At 41.2% G+C, this 17255-nt stretch carries 19 protein-coding genes and 1 pseudogene; 10 read left to right on the top strand and 10 right to left on the bottom strand.

The window, feature by feature from the left end:
• The 3 genes and pseudogenes from H6G76_RS17035 to H6G76_RS17045 all read left to right on the top strand — a co-directional run.
• Positions 1–132, top strand: a pseudogene (locus H6G76_RS17035) (photosystem II D2 protein (photosystem q(a) protein)); the annotation flags it as partial.
• The gene (gene psbC / locus H6G76_RS17040; RefSeq protein WP_190702861.1) at positions 116–1504 is read left to right on the top strand and encodes a photosystem II reaction center protein CP43; all 1389 of its coding nucleotides are present in this window, start codon (positions 116–118) and stop codon (positions 1502–1504) included. The pseudogene H6G76_RS17035 and the gene psbC, both read left to right, overlap by 17 nt.
• Positions 1505–1911: 407 nt before the next feature.
• Entirely contained in the window at positions 1912–2097 is a 186-nt protein-coding gene (locus H6G76_RS17045) for a PCP reductase family protein (protein WP_190702864.1), read from the top strand.
• Between the two features lie 72 nt (positions 2098–2169).
• Here H6G76_RS17045 and H6G76_RS17050 read toward each other — a convergent pair whose 3' ends face one another.
• The 3 genes from H6G76_RS17050 to H6G76_RS17055 all read right to left on the bottom strand — a co-directional run bounded on the left by H6G76_RS17050 (position 2170) and on the right by H6G76_RS17055 (position 4124).
• The gene (locus H6G76_RS17050) at positions 2170–3006 is read right to left on the bottom strand and encodes an SWIM zinc finger family protein (protein WP_190702868.1); all 837 of its coding nucleotides are present in this window, start codon (positions 3004–3006) and stop codon (positions 2170–2172) included.
• 87 nt (positions 3007–3093) lie between these two features.
• Positions 3094–3225 carry a hypothetical protein gene (locus H6G76_RS37725; protein WP_277883104.1) on the bottom strand — a complete coding sequence of 44 codons (132 nt, stop codon included), beginning with the start codon at positions 3223–3225 and terminating at the stop codon, positions 3094–3096.
• 86 nt (positions 3226–3311) lie between these two features.
• Entirely contained in the window at positions 3312–4124 is an 813-nt protein-coding gene (locus tag H6G76_RS17055; RefSeq protein WP_190702871.1) for a D-alanyl-D-alanine carboxypeptidase family protein, read from the bottom strand.
• A 101-nt stretch (positions 4125–4225) separates the two neighbouring features.
• On the opposite strand from H6G76_RS17055, the gene H6G76_RS17060 reads away from it, so the two are divergent.
• Positions 4226–5143 (top strand): AEC family transporter, encoded by a 918-nt coding sequence (locus H6G76_RS17060; protein WP_190702874.1) that lies wholly within the window; start codon positions 4226–4228, stop codon positions 5141–5143.
• 122 nt (positions 5144–5265) lie between these two features.
• Here the strand turns inward: H6G76_RS17060 and H6G76_RS17065 are convergent, their stop codons facing one another.
• Positions 5266–5784, bottom strand: coding sequence for a phosphoribosyltransferase (locus tag H6G76_RS17065; RefSeq protein ID WP_190702877.1), 519 nt, complete (start codon positions 5782–5784; stop codon positions 5266–5268).
• A 71-nt stretch (positions 5785–5855) separates the two neighbouring features.
• Here H6G76_RS17065 and H6G76_RS17070 point away from each other — a divergent pair, with 71 nt between their 5' ends.
• On the top strand, positions 5856–7307 hold the full coding sequence (locus H6G76_RS17070; RefSeq protein WP_190702880.1) for an MFS transporter: 1452 nt from the start codon (positions 5856–5858) through the stop codon (positions 7305–7307).
• Between the two features lie 9 nt (positions 7308–7316).
• On the opposite strand, the gene H6G76_RS17075 is transcribed toward H6G76_RS17070, so the two are convergent.
• Positions 7317–7706, bottom strand: a complete 390-nt coding sequence (locus H6G76_RS17075) for a type II toxin-antitoxin system VapC family toxin (protein ID WP_190702883.1) — start codon at positions 7704–7706, stop codon at positions 7317–7319.
• Positions 7693–7956 carry an AbrB/MazE/SpoVT family DNA-binding domain-containing protein gene (locus tag H6G76_RS17080; protein WP_190702886.1) on the bottom strand — a complete coding sequence of 88 codons (264 nt, stop codon included), beginning with the start codon at positions 7954–7956 and terminating at the stop codon, positions 7693–7695. Before H6G76_RS17080 ends, H6G76_RS17075 begins: the two co-directional genes overlap by 14 nt.
• A 265-nt stretch (positions 7957–8221) precedes the next feature.
• On the opposite strand from H6G76_RS17080, the gene H6G76_RS17085 reads away from it, so the two are divergent.
• The 5 genes from H6G76_RS17085 to H6G76_RS17105 all read left to right on the top strand — a co-directional run bounded on the left by H6G76_RS17085 (position 8222) and on the right by H6G76_RS17105 (position 12905).
• Positions 8222–8998 carry a class II glutamine amidotransferase gene (locus tag H6G76_RS17085; RefSeq protein WP_190702889.1) on the top strand — a complete coding sequence of 259 codons (777 nt, stop codon included), beginning with the start codon at positions 8222–8224 and terminating at the stop codon, positions 8996–8998.
• Positions 8999–9454: 456 nt separating this feature from the next.
• Entirely contained in the window at positions 9455–10600 is a 1146-nt protein-coding gene (locus tag H6G76_RS17090; protein WP_190702892.1) for a sulfate ABC transporter substrate-binding protein, read from the top strand.
• A gap of 142 nt (positions 10601–10742) precedes the next feature.
• Positions 10743–11618 carry a sulfate ABC transporter permease subunit CysT gene (gene cysT / locus H6G76_RS17095; RefSeq protein ID WP_190702895.1) on the top strand — a complete coding sequence of 292 codons (876 nt, stop codon included), beginning with the start codon at positions 10743–10745 and terminating at the stop codon, positions 11616–11618.
• Positions 11605–12483 (top strand): sulfate ABC transporter permease subunit CysW, encoded by an 879-nt coding sequence (gene cysW, locus H6G76_RS17100; protein ID WP_190702899.1) that lies wholly within the window; start codon positions 11605–11607, stop codon positions 12481–12483. Before cysT ends, cysW begins: the two co-directional genes overlap by 14 nt.
• Before the next feature lie 155 nt (positions 12484–12638).
• Entirely contained in the window at positions 12639–12905 is a 267-nt protein-coding gene (locus H6G76_RS17105; RefSeq protein ID WP_190702902.1) for an NIL domain-containing protein, read from the top strand.
• Positions 12906–12998: 93 nt separating this feature from the next.
• On the opposite strand, the gene H6G76_RS17110 is transcribed toward H6G76_RS17105, so the two are convergent.
• From H6G76_RS17110 to fabZ, 4 genes are all read right to left on the bottom strand, one after another.
• On the bottom strand, positions 12999–14255 hold the full coding sequence (locus H6G76_RS17110) for a DNA cytosine methyltransferase (protein WP_190702905.1): 1257 nt from the start codon (positions 14253–14255) through the stop codon (positions 12999–13001).
• 71 nt (positions 14256–14326) lie between these two features.
• Entirely contained in the window at positions 14327–15490 is a 1164-nt protein-coding gene (gene lpxB, locus H6G76_RS17115; RefSeq protein ID WP_190702908.1) for a lipid-A-disaccharide synthase, read from the bottom strand.
• A gap of 153 nt (positions 15491–15643) precedes the next feature.
• Positions 15644–16465 (bottom strand): acyl-ACP--UDP-N-acetylglucosamine O-acyltransferase, encoded by an 822-nt coding sequence (gene lpxA / locus H6G76_RS17120; RefSeq protein WP_190702910.1) that lies wholly within the window; start codon positions 16463–16465, stop codon positions 15644–15646.
• Between the two features lie 249 nt (positions 16466–16714).
• A complete protein-coding gene (gene fabZ / locus H6G76_RS17125; protein WP_190702913.1) occupies positions 16715–17224 on the bottom strand; it encodes a 3-hydroxyacyl-ACP dehydratase FabZ in 510 nt (169 codons plus the stop codon).
• Positions 17225–17255: the final 31 nt, after the last annotated feature.

The following is a 17255-nucleotide window of genomic DNA, read 5'->3' on the forward strand; positions in this document are numbered from 1 at the left end:
GAATTTGAAACTTTCTATACCAAAAACATTTTGCTGAACGAGGGTATCCGCGCTTGGATGGCTCCTCAAGATCAGCCTCACGAACAATTTATATTCCCTGAGGAGGTATTACCACGTGGTAACGCTCTCTAATAGAACCGCAGTGATGGGCGGTGGTCGTGACCAAGAATCCACCGGTTTTGCTTGGTGGTCTGGTAATGCCCGTTTGATAAACCTGTCTGGTAAACTGCTAGGTGCTCACGTAGCACATGCTGGTTTGATTGTGTTCTGGGCTGGAGCAATGACATTGTTTGAAGTTGCTCACTTTATCCCAGAAAAGCCCATGTATGAGCAGGGCTTAATTCTTCTGCCTCACCTCGCTACTTTAGGTTGGGGTGTAGGCCCTGGTGGTGAAGTAATTGACACCTTCCCCTACTTTGTTGTTGGTGTACTTCACCTAATTTCCTCCGCAGTCCTGGGTTTTGGCGGTATTTATCACGCTGTACGCGGCCCAGAAACCTTAGAAGAATACTCTTCTTTCTTTGGTTATGACTGGAAAGACAAGAACAAGATGACCAACATCATCGGTTTCCACCTAATCATTTTGGGTTGTGGTGCGTTGTTGTTGGTGCTGAAGGCGATGTTCTTCGGCGGTATTTACGATACTTGGGCTCCTGGTGGTGGTGATGTTCGCGTCATTACTAACCCGACCCTGAACCCCGCAGTTATTTTTGGCTATCTCATCAAAGCTCCCTTCGGTGGCGAAGGTTGGATTGTGAGTGTTAATAACCTAGAAGATGTCATTGGTGGACACATCTGGGTTGCCTTACTTTGTATTTCTGGTGGTATTTTCCACATTTTCAGCAAGCCTTTTGCTTGGGCGCGTCGTGCGTTCATCTGGTCTGGTGAAGCTTACCTCTCCTATAGCTTGGGCGCGTTGTCCTTAATGGGCTTCATTGCTTCTTGTATGGTTTGGTACAACAACACTGTTTACCCCAGTGAATTCTTCGGCCCAACTGGCCCTGAAGCTTCTCAAGCTCAAGCTTTAACCTTCTTGATTCGTGACCAACGCTTAGGTGCTAACGTTGGTTCTGCTCAAGGCCCCACAGGTCTAGGTAAATACTTGATGCGCTCTCCTTCTGGTGAAATCATCTTTGGTGGTGAAACCATGCGCTTCTGGGATTTCCAAGGCCCCTGGTTAGAGCCTCTACGCGGCCCTAACGGTCTTGACTTAGACAAAATCAAGAATGATATTCAGCCTTGGCAAGCTCGCCGTGCGGCTGAATACATGACTCACGCTCCTTTGGGTTCTTTGAACTCTGTAGGTGGTGTAGCAACTGAAATCAACTCTTTCAACTATGTATCTCCTCGTGCATGGTTGTCTACTTCTCACTTCGTATTAGGTTTCTTCTTCCTTATTGGTCACTTGTGGCACGCTGGACGCGCCCGTGCTGCGGCTGGTGGCTTTGAGAAAGGTATTGACCGTGAGAATGAACCAGTAATGTTCATGAATGAGCTTGACTAAGTTGAAAGTTTTCTTTCATCACTGACAACTGACAATCGAATGCTTGAGAGGCTCTTGTTTTTACACAAGAGCCTTTTTCCCTTAATAGATACTGTGACCAAAACAATTGTTAAATAAACAGGGCTTACGCACAAGTAAGAAAATATTGAATGTCCAACCACAGAGGCCACAGAGAAGCTAGTGCGTTAGGGAGACAGCACCGTGGGCGGGATTCCCCGACTTGAGGCGACTGTCGTCGGCTTTGCCGTCTTGTTCGCGTAGCGTCTCCGATTAGGAGAAACAACTGGCGCGACACTGAGGAATGAGAGTTTCAAAGGTTTATTGCGTAAATTCTAAGAAATTATTTTTTGTTAATAGTTTGATAAAAATGTGATGTAAAAACATTCATGAAATAGGAGTTGAAAAATATGAGTGAATCTGATTTTATAGAGACTTTGCGCTGGACATCTGAAGCTAAAGCAAAGTTAAAAAATATTCCCTTTTTCGCCCGTACCCAAGCTAAAGCACGAATTGAGCAACTGGCACGTCAAGCCCAGCAAGATGTAGTGACAGGAGACTTAGTTGAGCAAGCTAGACTTGAGTTTGGACAATAACATAATTGTCATAAAAATAGCGATCGCTCATATTGCTAAAAATACAGGTGATCGCGCAATACTTTACAATATTTAATTATTTCCCACATTCATAGCTTCTAACATGGCTTTTTGGCTGACATTTTTGTAAACAGTATCTAAATACTTCATCACCACATCACTGGCAGTTAAAGTTACTACATCTTCGTCTGTTTTTGCTAAAGGGATTGCTCCTAAGATATCCAATACTGTCTCGCTAACGCTAGATGCAATCACTACTAAAGATGAATCTAAAGGCTCATTGTATTCCCAAAAAGAGCTAAGATTTACTGATGATTGTTTGTGAGTAATTGGTTGTTGAACCTCTGATATTGCAGTAGTATTTACTTCAGATTTATTACCCCGGAGCTTGCGTAAATCGCTGATAATTTGTTCTTTAGTTCGCCCGCGTAATTGAAATAGCACAAACGGGTCTTCGCTAAATCTGTCGCCTAACTGATAATAAATTGCCCCAACGTGTTTACAAGGGTTGGCTTTATCAGGGCAAGAGCATTTACTGTGTACATCACCTAATGTAAATGGAAACAACGAAAGGCCATTAGCAGTAAATACTTCTTCTATATTTTGAGGCATTTCTCCCGCTAATAATTTGGCTGCGAATAATGCCCTTTTAGACATTGTTTCAATTACATAGCCCCACTCTTCATCACTAAAAGAATCAAGGGAAAGAGAAACTTTATAAGGTTCAACTTCACTACCTTGTACCTTAGCTAATACTTTCGCGCCTTTAAATTCGATGCTGAGAACGTTACCTTGACGCGCATAATTTCTGGCACGTTCTAACCGCTTTTTAAAACGATAAGAATCGAGTAATTCTAGCCATCTTTGTGACCACCATTCACGGCTTGCTTGTAATGTGTAACTAGTCATAATAAATTACGAATTACGAATTATGCATTATTCCATCCCTGACTTGCGCTGCAACCGCTCAACCAATCGGCGCGTTCCATCTAAATTTTAATCACGCAGGCACTCTCTGATATCTAGGTACGTCTGAGCTAAGGCTAACACCTCGGTGTCGTATCCTTCTTTTTCTAGAACTTGTGCTAGGCCTGATTGAGCGTTAGCTAAAAGATTTTGCTGTTCCACCTACTAGTTTTAACCCTGACAGTGACAGTCTACTTACATGAGACATCCAAATAAACGCAGGAGTCAGAAATTCTGACTCCTGAATTTTAAGGTGATGCTTTAGCGGGTTTTAAATTTCTAGCTTTATAGAACATTTCTAAGCTGCTGCGATCGCCGACAAAACGCCAATGCCAAGGTTCATAACTGACACCTTGCACATTATCTTTCGGAAAAGAGATTTCAAAACTAAAGCGGGCAGCATTTGCTTGTAGCCACCCAAAGGCTTTCGTCTGATCAAAGTCTGCTTGGAGATTTGTCGCTGGTGCTGATCCATCTCCGACATCCACAGCATAACCTGTGTGATGTTCGCTATGACCAGGAGGCGCACTCAAGGCGGCTCTTTGGGCTGGAGTTTGATTTCGCTGCGCCCCCACATCAAAAAATAATTGCTCTTGTTCCTTCACAGAACGAAAGCCAGAAATTGGCACGATAATTACACCTGCACTCCGCGCTGCTTGGGTCATGGCACGAAACTTTTCAGCCGCAGCTTTTCGCATTCTAATCCGCCCATCCGCAGTAATGGGGGCTAAATCCGACTCTGGTGCTTCTGGGTATGCTAAATGTCCCAGCACCACATTATTATCTTGGGGATTTTGGGCATTACCTGTGCTTGGAGTTGCAACGGAATTAGCAGGTGAAGATTCCGAATTGGTGGCGTTTTTCGGTGTAGTGAGAGAAAACAAAAAACCACTAATGACAGCCAGCAGGATAAATCCTGCTACACCTCCAATTAGCATGGTCAGAGGTGTTAAGCGTGTCTTAGATGCGACATCAGGAGTATCGCGTACAGCCACTGGAATATCATCATCAGAATCACCGGACGAATTTGGGGGTTCTCCAGAAAACCCAGCTTTATTCAAGGGTTAACTCCTGCTTTTGTGCAAAATTCATAACAGATTGTAGACTGGACAGAGATTGACATATTGGGTAACATTTTACATCTGTATCTCTCAGGGCAATCTTGACAAACCTCCTAGAACTATACGTCAAACTTGTGGGTTTAGTCCTATTAGGATTTTTCCTCGGACGGAAACTACCTGCCACAGTTCCACCTCGTTTAGGTCAGTTGCTTTTTTGGGTAGGAGTACCTGTAAGTATTGTTGCTTTTTTACGTCAAGCTGATTTATCAGCCCAAATTTGGATTGCACCTGCGATCGCTCATATAGCCATTTTATTAGGCGCGTTTTTGGCCTGGTTAGCTATTAAAGGACAAGCATATCTTACCAATACAACCTTTCAACACCCAACTCAGGGAAGTTTTATTCTATCGGCAATGGTAGGTAATACAGGTTATATTGGCTTTCCTGTCACTTTAGCAATGGTAGGCAAAGATTATTTTGCTTGGGCTTTATTCTACGACTTACTAGGGTCACTTTTTGGAGCTTATGGGCTGGGTGTAGCTCTAGCATCTCGTTTTGGAGACGGTGCGACAAACTCTTGGCAGATAACTAAGGCAATTTTGATTAATCCAGCCTTATGGAGTTTTGGCTTTGGCTTACTGTTTCGTCAAGTTACTCTTCCTAGTACGGTGGAATTTTATTTAGAAAAATTGGGTTGGGCTACTGTTGCTTTATCTCTTGTATTAATTGGGATGCGGCTTTCCCAGCTAAATTCTTGGCGTAGGCTGCCACAAGCAGGAGGAAGTTTAGCAATCAAGATGCTATTAGTCCCGTTGGTACTCGGTTACACTCTGCCATTTTTTGGCATCACTGGTTCCGCAGCAAAAGTAGTCGTTTTACAAATGGCAATGCCACCCGCATTCGCCACAATGGTGCTGGCCGAAACTTTCAATCTTGACCGTGAACTTGCGGTTACTTCCTTAGCACTGGGAGTCATACTCTTATTGCTAACTCTCCCAGTTTGGCTATGGCTGTTCTGAATTTTAGATTTTAGATTTTGGATTGGTAAATTATTGGTTATAGAGTTTTAATAAACGCTAACGCTAAGGCCTTTGCGCGAAACAAAAATCATCCAATTAATCAATAACGCCAAATTTGTTTGTCAGCATAACTGACTCAACTTTTTTGACAATTCTGCGGGATTTGTATGTTCGTAATATTCAAAAGGTTGATGAATCCAAGGATTGTCAGGTAAGTAATCAACATAATAATCAGGTTTGATTACAGAACAGGCTTTATACCAAACTACGGCACTGCGAATTTCTTCAATAGAATAATCGATATTTTCCTTTAGCCAAGGAATAGTTTTTTGAAGGGTGATACCAGAGTCTACTAAGTCATCGACTAGCAGGATGCGATCGCCTAAGCTTTCAGTAGTCATGGTTAAATGATGGGAAAATGTTAAATTTCCTCTCTCTTGCTTACCAGGGCCACTGTAGGATGATGCAGCCAAAATTGCCAGAGGTTTGTCGTAAATCCGAGCGAGAATATCTCCAACGCGCAGTCCTCCCCTGGCTAGACAAACAATTTGGTTGAATTCCCAACCAGATTGATAAATTTCCACAGCCAGTTGTTCGATTTTGTAGTGGTACTCTGACCAAGAAACGTAAAGGTCTGGCATAAGATAACTAATTTTGAGGTAATACTAGAGGCGATCGCAAATTTTTTATTTTAGTACGAGCTAGACATATCATGAACGATTCTGCTGATGATTATGCCCAAAATGCTGCTGTCAGTCCAAAACTAGATTTTAAAACCAAACTCGCTTATGGTGCAGGTGACTTAGGCCCAGCAATTACTGCTAATATTTCGATATTTTTCCTACTAGTTTTTTTTACGAATGTCGCTGGCATTCCAGCAGGTCTAGCGGGTAGCGTCTTGTTAATTGGAAAAATCTGGGATGCTGTCAACGATCCTTTTGTGGGAATGTTGACTGATAAAACAAAATCTCGGCGTTGGGGTCGTCGGCTTCCTTGGATGTTATATGGTGCAATTCCTTTTGGCATTTTCTTCTTCTTGCAGTGGATTGTACCGCAATTTAGTAGCGATCGCAGTATTAATATTTGGGTTTTGTTCTGGTATTACGTGGTAATTGGCTTAATATCTCAGGTCTTCTATACTGTGGTCAATTTGCCTTACACGGCAATGACTCCCGAACTGAGTCAAGATTATGATGAACGTACTAGCCTCAATAGTTTTCGCTTCACTTTTTCTATTGGTGGTAGTATTTTATCGTTGATTTTAGCGCAAATAGTGTTTTCTCACATTGCCGACCGTCAACAACAATATTTAGTCTTAGCAACTATTTGTACTGTAATTTCGGTAGCTTCTTTATATTGGTGCATTTTTGGAGTGCGCGATCGCATCTTAGCTTTTGAAGCTAAACGCATTCAAGTTGAGGAACCAGAAAATATTCCTTTTTTAGAACAATTAAAAATCATCTTTACTAATCGCCCTTTTTTATTTGTAATTGGTATATATCTTTGTTCTTGGTTAGCTGTACAAATTACAGCCAGCATCATTCCTTTTTTTGTTGTTAACTGTATGCGTCTGAAAGAATCCGATGTACCTACAGTTATGATTGCTGTTCAAGGAACTGCCTTAATTATGTTATTTGTCTGGAGCAATTTAAGTAAAAGACTTGGCAAAAAAATTGTTTACTTTTTAGGGATGAGTTTTTGGATAATTGCTGCTGCTGGATTATTCTTTTTACAGCCTGGGCAATTAGTTTTAATGTATGTCATGGCTGTAATGGCAGGTGTTGGAGTATCTACAGCATACCTAGTACCTTGGTCAATGATTCCAGATGTAATTGAATTAGACGAACTCCAAACTGGACAACGCCGCGAAGGCATATTTTATGCATTCATGGTACTGTTGCAGAAATTTGGTTTAGCTTTCGGGTTATTTTTAGTAGGAAATGCCTTACAATCTGCTGGTTTTAAAGAAGCAGTAGCCGGACAAAGTACACTACCTATACAACCAGAATCTGCACTAACAGCTATCCGTATTGCTGTAGGGCCTATACCAACTATTTGTTTAATTGGTGGTTTAGTTTTGACTTATTTTTACCCTATTACACGGGAAATGCACGCAGAGATATTGCTAAAACTAAGAGAACGTCAGGAGAAAAAAGGAAGATAAAATTCTTCATTAAGGTTGATTAACTTCACAGGTCGTTAGTCCCTTAGTTTTTTTCACAAATTTCTCATCAAAAGTATAAAAAATTGCATAATTTTGGCTTTGGGCTAGATGAAAAGCATCCGCGAAATCTAAGCCCGATTCATGCCATTGTAATGCTTGAAATACTAGGACAGCATTACTTAAATAAACATTTGATAATCCAAATAGCTTTCTGAAAGCTGTATATATTTCAACAGATTTAAACTTATACGCAAACCTTAGTACCCACTCGGTTTCTAAAATAACAGTATCTGGGATAAAAACATTTTTAGTTTGAAAAATTTCTAAACTCTTACGGTACTGTAATTCATCATCTTGCGTTAATAAACGTACAATTATATTAGTATCAATTGCCCCCATACCATGATTCCTCTACGCCTTGACGGATAGCATCATTCATATCTTCTAAAGATTTTGGTAAGCCTTGATATTTTAAGCAGCCTGCAACATCATTTAATGTGATTTCTGCAAAAGGTTTCTTAGGTTTGAGAAGAATTCCATCACCCATATTAATTGCTATTAGTTCTTGTCCAACTTCCCAGCCTGAAGCTTTGAGCAATTCTTCGGGAATAATTACTTGTCCTTCACTAGATATTTTTGTTATTTCCATATGTTTCAGAAAATTGATAATAAAAATTTTTACTTATTATGTTGTCAAAGCTACCATTAACCAGCGTATTCTCATCATAACTCAAGGCACTTAATACCCAATTGTTAAATTGTATTTATCTGTATAAATAATACAGTTTTAACGAAACAGACTCATTAAATTGGTATAAATATTTTATTAAAAATATTTTTTGGCACTATTTTAACTGACACTATTTTAAATAGTGTGTTTTTAATACTATATAGAAAACTGATTTTTAGTAATTATGTGCCAACTACTAGGAATGAACTGCAATGTTCCCACAGACATTTGCTTTTCTTTTGAAGGTTTTTCTGCGCGTGGAGGCAAAACGGACGATCATAGCGATGGTTGGGGTATTGCATTCTTTGAAGGGAAAGGATGTCGATTATTTTTAGATGACAAACCTTCGGTGACATCACCAGTCGCGGATTTAGTACGACGCTACCCTATCCACTCTACCCATGTAATTGCTCATATCCGCAAAGCTACTCAAGGCGAGGTTGCGTTAAGAAATTGTCATCCTTTCCGAAGGGAACTTTGGGGACAATATTGGGTATTTGCTCACAACGGTAATTTGCCTGATTTTAATCCTCCAAATCAAGGCTTTTATAAACCTGTGGGTGATACTGATAGTGAAAAAGCATTTTGTTTGCTACTAGAAACTTTGCGCTCAAACTTTCCTGAAGGTAAACCGCCTCTTGAAAAACTTTATTCTGTATTGTTGAAAGTAACTGCTGAAATTGCAAAAATTGGGGTTTTTAACTACTTGCTATCAGACGGAGAACACTTTTTTGCCCACTGTTCTACGAAACTTAATTACATTGTGCGTCAAGCACCTTTTGCTGCGGCACACTTGATAGATCAAGATATGACTGTAGATTTTCGTGAGTTGACATCCCCAAGCGATCGCGTCGCTGTGATCGCAACTACCCCTCTCACAGATAATGAAGTATGGACACCTATCAAACCAGGGGAATTGCTAGTTTTTCAAGATGGCTTACCCCAGCAATATAACCTTTAGTTTCTATCTCTACAACGACAGTCGGGTTTAGTGCTAACACTACGCTAAACAATTCTGTCACGTACTTGTTAATCCTTAATTTACCAAAAAGAATTATACTATCTGCCAAAATTGCTGATTTTACAGCCAATATCTTTATAGAGTACGAGTATTTGATTTTTGAAAAAAATCAGTACATTGTTACTTGTCTTCTTTTCTATTGCCTGACTACACAAGTATCTTCACTAATCAAATTGGATTCGTCGATTGATTGTAATGAGAATTTGATACTTCCAAGCCAAAGCATTTTTAATTGGTAACATAACTGATAAAATTCTCCATATTCTCTATAGAGGATGTGAAGTTTCTGTTTGGGTTTGCAATTAGACATTTAATTATATGCAATCATCCAGTAACATATAACGATATATTGCTACATCCCCATCAATTTACCGTAGTTATTACGGAGGATAAAAAATGAGTGCGTGGCAGCGTCCCTTGAAACAATTACAACTTATGACTCAGTACAAGCCAAATCGATTCAGATTCAATTCACTCAAAGGTTTTGTATCGCTCACTTTAGTGGGAGCGATTTTGAGTCTGGCACTAGCCGCCTGCTCTGGTGGAAATACAAACAATACTGCTGGGGGAACGCCATCAGCTAATCCTGTTTCAGCTAACAAACCAAATGTTGAACTCACCTTAGTGTCTTTTGCTGTTACTAAAGCGGCTCACGAAGCCATCATTCCCAAGTTTGTCGAAAAGTGGAAGCAAGAACATAACCAAACTGTGACCTTTAAACAAAGCTACGGTGGTTCTGGTTCTCAAACTCGTGCGGTTATTGATGGTTTAGAAGCAGATGTTGTTCACCTAGCTTTAGCCGGAGACACCGAAAAGATTCAGAAAGCTGGACTGATCGAACTAGGATGGGAAAAAGAAGTTCCTAATAATGGTATCGTTTCTAAATCTGTTGCTGCGATCGTTACTCGTGAAGGTAATCCCAAAAGCATCAAAACTTGGACAGATTTAGCCAAAGACGGGGTAAAACTCATTACAGCTGATCCGAAAACATCGGGTGTGGCTAAGTGGAACTTCCTCGCGCTGTGGAATTCGGCAATTAAAACTGGTGGAGATGACGCTAAAGCGACAGAATTTGTCAGCAAAGTTTATAACAATGTACCGCTTTTGACTAAAGATGCCCGTGAAGCTACAGATGCATTTTTCAAGCAAGGTCAAGGTGATGCTTTAATCAACTACGAAAACGAAATTGTCTTAGCACAACAAAAAGGCGAAAAAGTAAATTACATTGTTCCTGATGTCAATATTTCTATTGATAACCCCGTTGCTGTCGTAGATAAAAACGTTGATAAGCATGGCACTCGTGAAGTAGCAGAAGCTTTTGTTAAATACCTTTACACACCAGAAGCACAGCAAGAATTTGCCAAGTTAGGATTTCGACCTGTAGATGAAACTGTTGCCCAAACTAAAGAAGTTAAAGATAAATTCCCCAACGTGAAAACTTTAGGCACCGTTCAAGATTACGGCGGTTGGAGTGAAATCGATAAAAAATTCTTCGCTGAGGGTGGTATTTTTGACAAGATTCAAGCTCAAAAGAAACGGTAATTATTAGTCATTTGTCATTGGTGAGCCAGTGCGTTGGGCGGGTTTCCCGACTTGAAGCAACTGGCGAACCCGAAGGGTCATTTGTCCTTTATCAAGTGACTAATGATACGGACGAATAACAAAGAACAAATTCTATTTCCTTATGGCAATATCATCTCCGTCCCAAAAATTTACTTCTGAACAAACTTCCGTTTGGAAAAAGTTTCTGCATCAGTTAATTAATCTGCCTTGGACGTGGCGTATTACCCTGGCATACCTGACAGTAATGTTATTTATGCCAATAGTTGCTATGTTCCTTAAAGCTAGTACAGAACCACCTGCTAGATTTTGGGAAATTGCTACTAGTGATGTTGCCTTAGCAACCTATAACGTTACTTTTGTCACATCTATAGCGGCTGCTTTGCTGAATGGTGTATTTGGTACTTTAATTGCCTGGGTTTTAGTACGTTACGACTTTCCCTTAAAGAAGATAATTGATGCCACAGTAGACTTACCTTTTGCGCTGCCAACTTCTGTTGCGGGGTTAACTTTGGCAACAGTTTACAGCGATAACGGTTGGATTGGTTCGCTGTTAGCTCCCTTTGGAATTAAGGTATCTTTCACTCGCTTAGGTGTAGCGGTGGCAATGATATTTATTTCCCTACCTTTTGTGGTGAGGACTGTACAACCTGTACTGCAAGAAATGGAACATGACATTGAAGAAGCCGCTTGGTGTTTGGGTGCTTCTCAATGGCAAACATTTTGGAAAGTTATTTTACCGCCATTATTTCCGACGATTTTGACTGGTATTGCATTAGGTTTTTCTCGTGCGGTTGGAGAATATGGCTCGACAGTAATTATTTCTTCTAATACTCCCTACCAAGATTTAATTGCACCCGTGCTGATTTTCCAAAGATTAGAACAGTATGACTATTCTGGTGCTACTGTTATCGGCATGGTTCTGCTGACAATTTCTTTGATACTTCTACTGGCGATTAATTTCTTACAAGCGTGGGCAAGAAGATATGACAGTAAATGAGCCAAGATTTCATTCATCATCGGGATCTGATACAGGTGTAAATAAGCCCATACAAAAGAAAAGTTGGGTGCCGACTATTTTAATTGGCATCGCAATTTCTTATTTAGCACTAATTCAATACATTCCAGCAATTAACGTTTTTTTCCAAGCTTTTAAAAAGGGAATTGGGCCGTTTTTTGCTAACTTAACGCATCCTGCCTTTCTTCACGCAGCTTGGCTAACTTTGATATTGGCGTTGATTGCGGTACCGTTAAATACAGTATTTGGCTTGTGTGCAGCTTGGGCGATCGCTCGTCATAAATTCCCTGGTCGTGCCATAGTTTTAAGTATTATTGACCTCCCCTTTTCCATCTCCCCTGTAGTTGCAGGATTGATGATTGTATTACTGTACGGGAGAAACGGCTGGTTTGGGCCTTTTCTGCAAGCACACGATATTAAAATCATCTTTGCCTTTCCTGGTATGGTATTGGCTACAGCCTTCGTCAGTATGCCCTTTGTCGCACGGGAAGTAATTCCTGTTTTAGAAGAGTTTGGTAGCGACCAAGAAGAAGCAGCGAAAACTTTAGGTGCAAAAGATTGGCAAATATTTTGGCGCGTTACTTTACCCAGCATTCGTTGGGGATTACTTTACGGCTTGATTTTGACTAATGCTAGAGCAATGGGTGAATTCGGTGCGGTTTCTGTAGTTTCTGGCAACATTGCTGATAAAACACAGAGTTTACCTCTATTTGTAGAAGATGCTTACAAACAATATGAAACTGAAGCTGCTTTTTCGGCTGCTGTATTGTTAGCACTGTTAGCAGTAGTTACCTTAATACTGAAAGAAATTTTAGAGCGCAAAACTCGCATTAAAGATGTTGAATGAAGTCTGAATTATGTAGACGCGTTCGCCTTTGGCGTTGCCGCAGGCTAGCGGCTTGCCGCAGGCTAGTCTGAAGTCTGAAGTAATGAGTGCAAGAGGAGCTAGACTTTTTACTCAGCACTTTTATAATTCTCTATTAATCAAAGGCTGATTTTGATATGACTAGCAAAGATATCTTGAAATCTAAGCGGATACGGTTGAGAATTCCTAAAGACTATCATCAAGAACCTGTGATTTCACAGCTAGTTTCAGACTATGGTTTAACTGTGAATATCACTGCGGCAATTCTAGGAGCAAATGCTGTGGGTGATGGTTGGTTTGACTTGGATTTAAAAGGAACTGATACACAAATTCAAAATGCACTGAATTATCTCCAGCATTTGGAATTAGAAGTTTGGGATGATAATCAAACAGGTAATTGGTAAATATACCAGGTGATAGGTGACAGGAAGGTCACAAGATGAAGCCTTAAAATCCTATTTCTCCCTGTATTCTGCGTCTCTGTGGTTTTTTGTATTCTAAATCAAATAACGCTGTGCGGCTTGTGTGATCTTCAACTGCAACAGCGTTTCATCTCCTAATTGCTGCTGAAAATTAGGCTTTATAGGTAATACATTTAAACTCCGAATAATTTCTTTTGCCACAGCTTTTGCTAATAACGGTGGTACGGAATTACCTACTTGTCGAAAGCCGTGCCATTTAGTGATATGAAATCTAAACCAGTCCGGGTAAGAATGCAGGCGTGCTGCTTCTCTAACAGTGATACAACGTGGTGTATGTGGATGTATTGGTCGCGGAGAGGTAAAAGAACCCTTAGATCTATCTGTGCCGGCTCTTAAGGTATTGCAGACACCAGCTGGATGCAGTTTATAGAAGCGGCTAATTGGTTCTCTTTCTCCTTGCGGAGTTTCATGAAAACGTTGAATTGTTGTAAGTGAGTGTTTGGTGCGGAAACTAGAAGAAAGAATCCGGGAATCAAACTGGCGATTGTAGGTGTAATCGTCTACTAAATTTTGAATACCACGCAGTGCCAATGCATAATTACTCGGTTTGCCATACTCGGCAAATATCCAATCTTTTTCTAATAACTCTGAATATTGTTCAACTTCTGGGATATCACCAATAGCATCCCATACAGTCGGCCCTATTGGTAGATTATTTTGATATATATAATTATTGGGTTTTGCTGCTTGGGTAACTGGTTGGGGATACTTTGGTAAGCTGACATCTTTCCTAGCACCCAATAAAAATAATCGCTCACGAGATTGCGGTACACCAAAATGAGCTGCGTTAAGAACTTGATAATTTTCTTCTACTTGATAACCGTGGGTTTGAAACTCGCTAATTAAACTTTTGAGAATTCGTTTATGTTCGCCAACTGTTATCCCGCGAACATTTTCCATGACAAAATATTTTGGTTCTAGTTCTAACACCAAACGGTGAAAGTGAAACACTAAAGAGTTTCGCGGGTCATCAAAAACCCGTTTACCCATGAGTGAAAAGCCTTGACAAGGTGAACCGCAAATAACAGCATCAATTTCGCGATCGCCTATTTCTGAACGCTGGCGAATTTCTTGGCCTGTCGTATCTTCTACACTTTTGCACAATACTGTACAAAAAGGAAAGTTAAACTCGTGGGTGGCGCAGTGGATGGGGTCGATTTCTACAGATGCTAGGACATCAAAACCAGCTTGTTCAAAGCCGAGGGTCATACCGCCTGCACCTGCAAATAAATCAACTGCGATTGGTCGTCGTTTTTTCATTTCACGAGCCATCACCCAAGTCAATAGTCTTTGATTCTTTCAGAATTTAGACTAGGCGCAGCCTAGTCTACAGACTTCATAGTTTATCTTTTATTTAGCATTTGTAAAATTTCTTGAGCAGCGCGATCGCACACACCAATATCTCCCAAAGATTTTCGCATTTCGGCATAATCTGTCAAGGTCTGTTGTCTGCGTTCAGGATTCAATAGTAGTGCCATCGCGGCTTGGGTAATATTTTCTGGTGTAGCGTCTTCTTGCAATAACTCTGGCACAATCTCCTTCATCACCACTAAATTAACGGGTGAAGCAAAGGGGATGGAACCTTTAAGGATTTTGCGCGCAATCCATACTGTAATTGGATTTAGCCGATAAACTACAACTTGCGGCACATTCAATAAAGCTAGTTCCAAATTAACCGTGCCAGATTTAGTAATGGCAAAATCAGCAGCAGCAAAAACTTCCTTTTGCTGACCAGATATAATTGTCGCTTGTAAACCGTAGTTTTGAATTGCTGCTTCAATTGGTTCTCTGAAGCTTTCTAAAGATAAGGGAATCCAAAAGTGAACTGCTGGTAACTTGGCTTGGATAGTTTGAGCCGCTTGAAAAATTACTGGTAACAAATACTTCAATTCTTGATGACGAGAAGCAGGCAGAAGTGCGATCGCAATTTGTTCTGGTGCTATTCCTAATTTGGCACGTGCAGCTTGCCGATTAGGCGCATCCTGCATTCTATCAATTAACGGATGTCCCACCCAGCTAACATTTGCGCCATTCTCCTGATAGTAACGAGCTTCTTCGGGGAATATGGCTAAGAGTTTGTCTGTAAAGCCGACAATCCGAGATGTATTCCGTAAATTTATTGACCACACCCACTCTTGAGGAGCAATGTAGTATACAACAGGCACATCAGGCAGATTTTTCTGCATATAAGTGCCAATGCCGAGGTTTGGCCCCATGTAATCAATTAGCAGCACTAAGTCTGGCGGATTTTGTTTGAGGTAGGCGATCGCTTTTCGTTGTACTAATAGAGTTGGCAAGACATAAGGCAGAGATTCTAAAAGACCCATTGAGCCAATCCCACTGGTATTACCCAAAATTTTTGCCCCTGCTTCTGCCATTCTTTCGCCACCGAGGGCGACAGTTTCTAATTCCCACCCAGCCGCAGCAGCTTGACGTTGAATCGCCTTTATCAACAACGACCCCTGCAAATCGCCAGACACTTCGCCAGTGCTGATAAATATCCGCATTTGATAATTAAGTAAAAAATTTAGATATGAAAGCTGAGAAATTAGGAGTTATGGCCAATAGCATTCAGATTAAGGCATTTGTAGAGGTGAGTTTCAGGAGAAGTAACATTTCTCCTCCTGCCTCCTGCCTTCTCCTAATTCCCCGTAACTACCTTAAGACTCATCACTCCCGCCAGAAGTTTTACCTTTCCCAGGGATTAAACCGCGTCTTCCAGGCATTTGAGACAGAAGGATAAAGCGGCGGAGGTGCTGAAGTTGTTCTGTATCCCCTAATTGTTCCAACTGTTCTAATGCTTCTTTGAAAGTCAAGCTAGAACGATAGAGAATCCGGAAAGCTTTTTTGAGAATTTGCAAATCACTCGCCGCCATGCCAGAGCGTTTCAGTCCTACTAAATTCAGGGTTCTGACGCGTACAGGATTGCCTTCAACTAGCATATATGGCGGCACATCTCGGTCGATCCGTGACATTCCACCGACCATTGAGTGCCTACCGATATGCACAAATTGATGCACACCTAAAACCCCGCCCAATCTGGCGCGAGACTCGATATGCACGTGACCGGCTAAAGCCACCGAGTTAGGAATGATTACATGGTCTTCGATTATGCAATTATGAGCCACATGGACATAAGCCATCAGCAAGTTGTGATTGCCAATGGTTGTGGCTTCTCCTTCGCCAGTGGCGCGGTTAATGGTGACATACTCTCGAATTATATTGTCGTCACCAATTTTTACCCAGGTAGGTTCTCCCACAAATTTGAGATCCTGGGGTTCCATGCCGATAGCTGCACCTGCAAAAATCTGATTTCGCGCCCCAATTTCACAAGGCCCTTCTAGCACTACATGAGCGCCGATAATTGTTTCAGGGCCGACTTTGACGTGCGCTCCAATCACAGCATAGGCACCGACTTGCACTGTAGGGTGGAGTTCCGCTTTAGGATGAACTACAGCCGTTGGATGAATAAGAGTCTTCAAGGGTGAATCTCCAGAACTGTCTTGAAAAGCCAGTGCTTCGAGGCAACTGGCGTTGCTGAGTTGTTAGAACTTCAGTGACCGAAAGTGTGGGGCAAAGCAAGTTGAGTGTGTTCGCGTAGCGTCTCGTCAGAGAGGGCAGCGAAAATCAAGAAATTTTAAAATGCTATTGTGGGTGATTTTTTACCTGCTATCCTTTTTAGGATTGCGTCGAGGTGCATCACGGTTGCACCAAGACAACAAAGCAAGTTGCTAAACTACTAAAGAAAACATCAATTCGCCTTCAGCAGCTAGCTGCCCGTCAACTTCGGCCTTAGCTTGCATCTTGCCAAACCGACGTTGTTTGATACACAACAGTTCCACTGTCATGATCAGCTGATCTCCAGGGACTACTGGACGACGGAAACGAGCTTTATCGATGCCAGCAAATACAAAAAGTCCACTAGCATCGTATTCTGGCAGTTGTGTTAACACGATACCGCCTACTTGTGCCATTGCTTCAACAATTAGCACGCCTGGCATCAGTGGTCTACCGGGGAAGTGTCCTTGGAACTGAGGTTCGTTAATAGTAACATTTTTAACGCCTACAGCTAGCTTTCCTGGTACGTAGTCAATAATTTTGTCTACGAGTAAAAATGGGTAGCGGTGAGGTAACAACTGCTGAATCTCTTCAGAGGTGAAGGTTTTTTTAATTTCTGGTGCAGTTGCAGTAGCTGAGGATGCGATCGCATCGCTACTATTTACTTCAGCGAGAATTGTCATTGGCAGTGTGGTTGACTTTGACTGTAGAAAT

Origin of the sequence: Nostoc sp. FACHB-152, assembly GCF_014697475.1 — a bacterium.
Taxonomy (GTDB): Bacteria; Cyanobacteriota; Cyanobacteriia; order Cyanobacteriales; family Nostocaceae; genus Nostoc_B.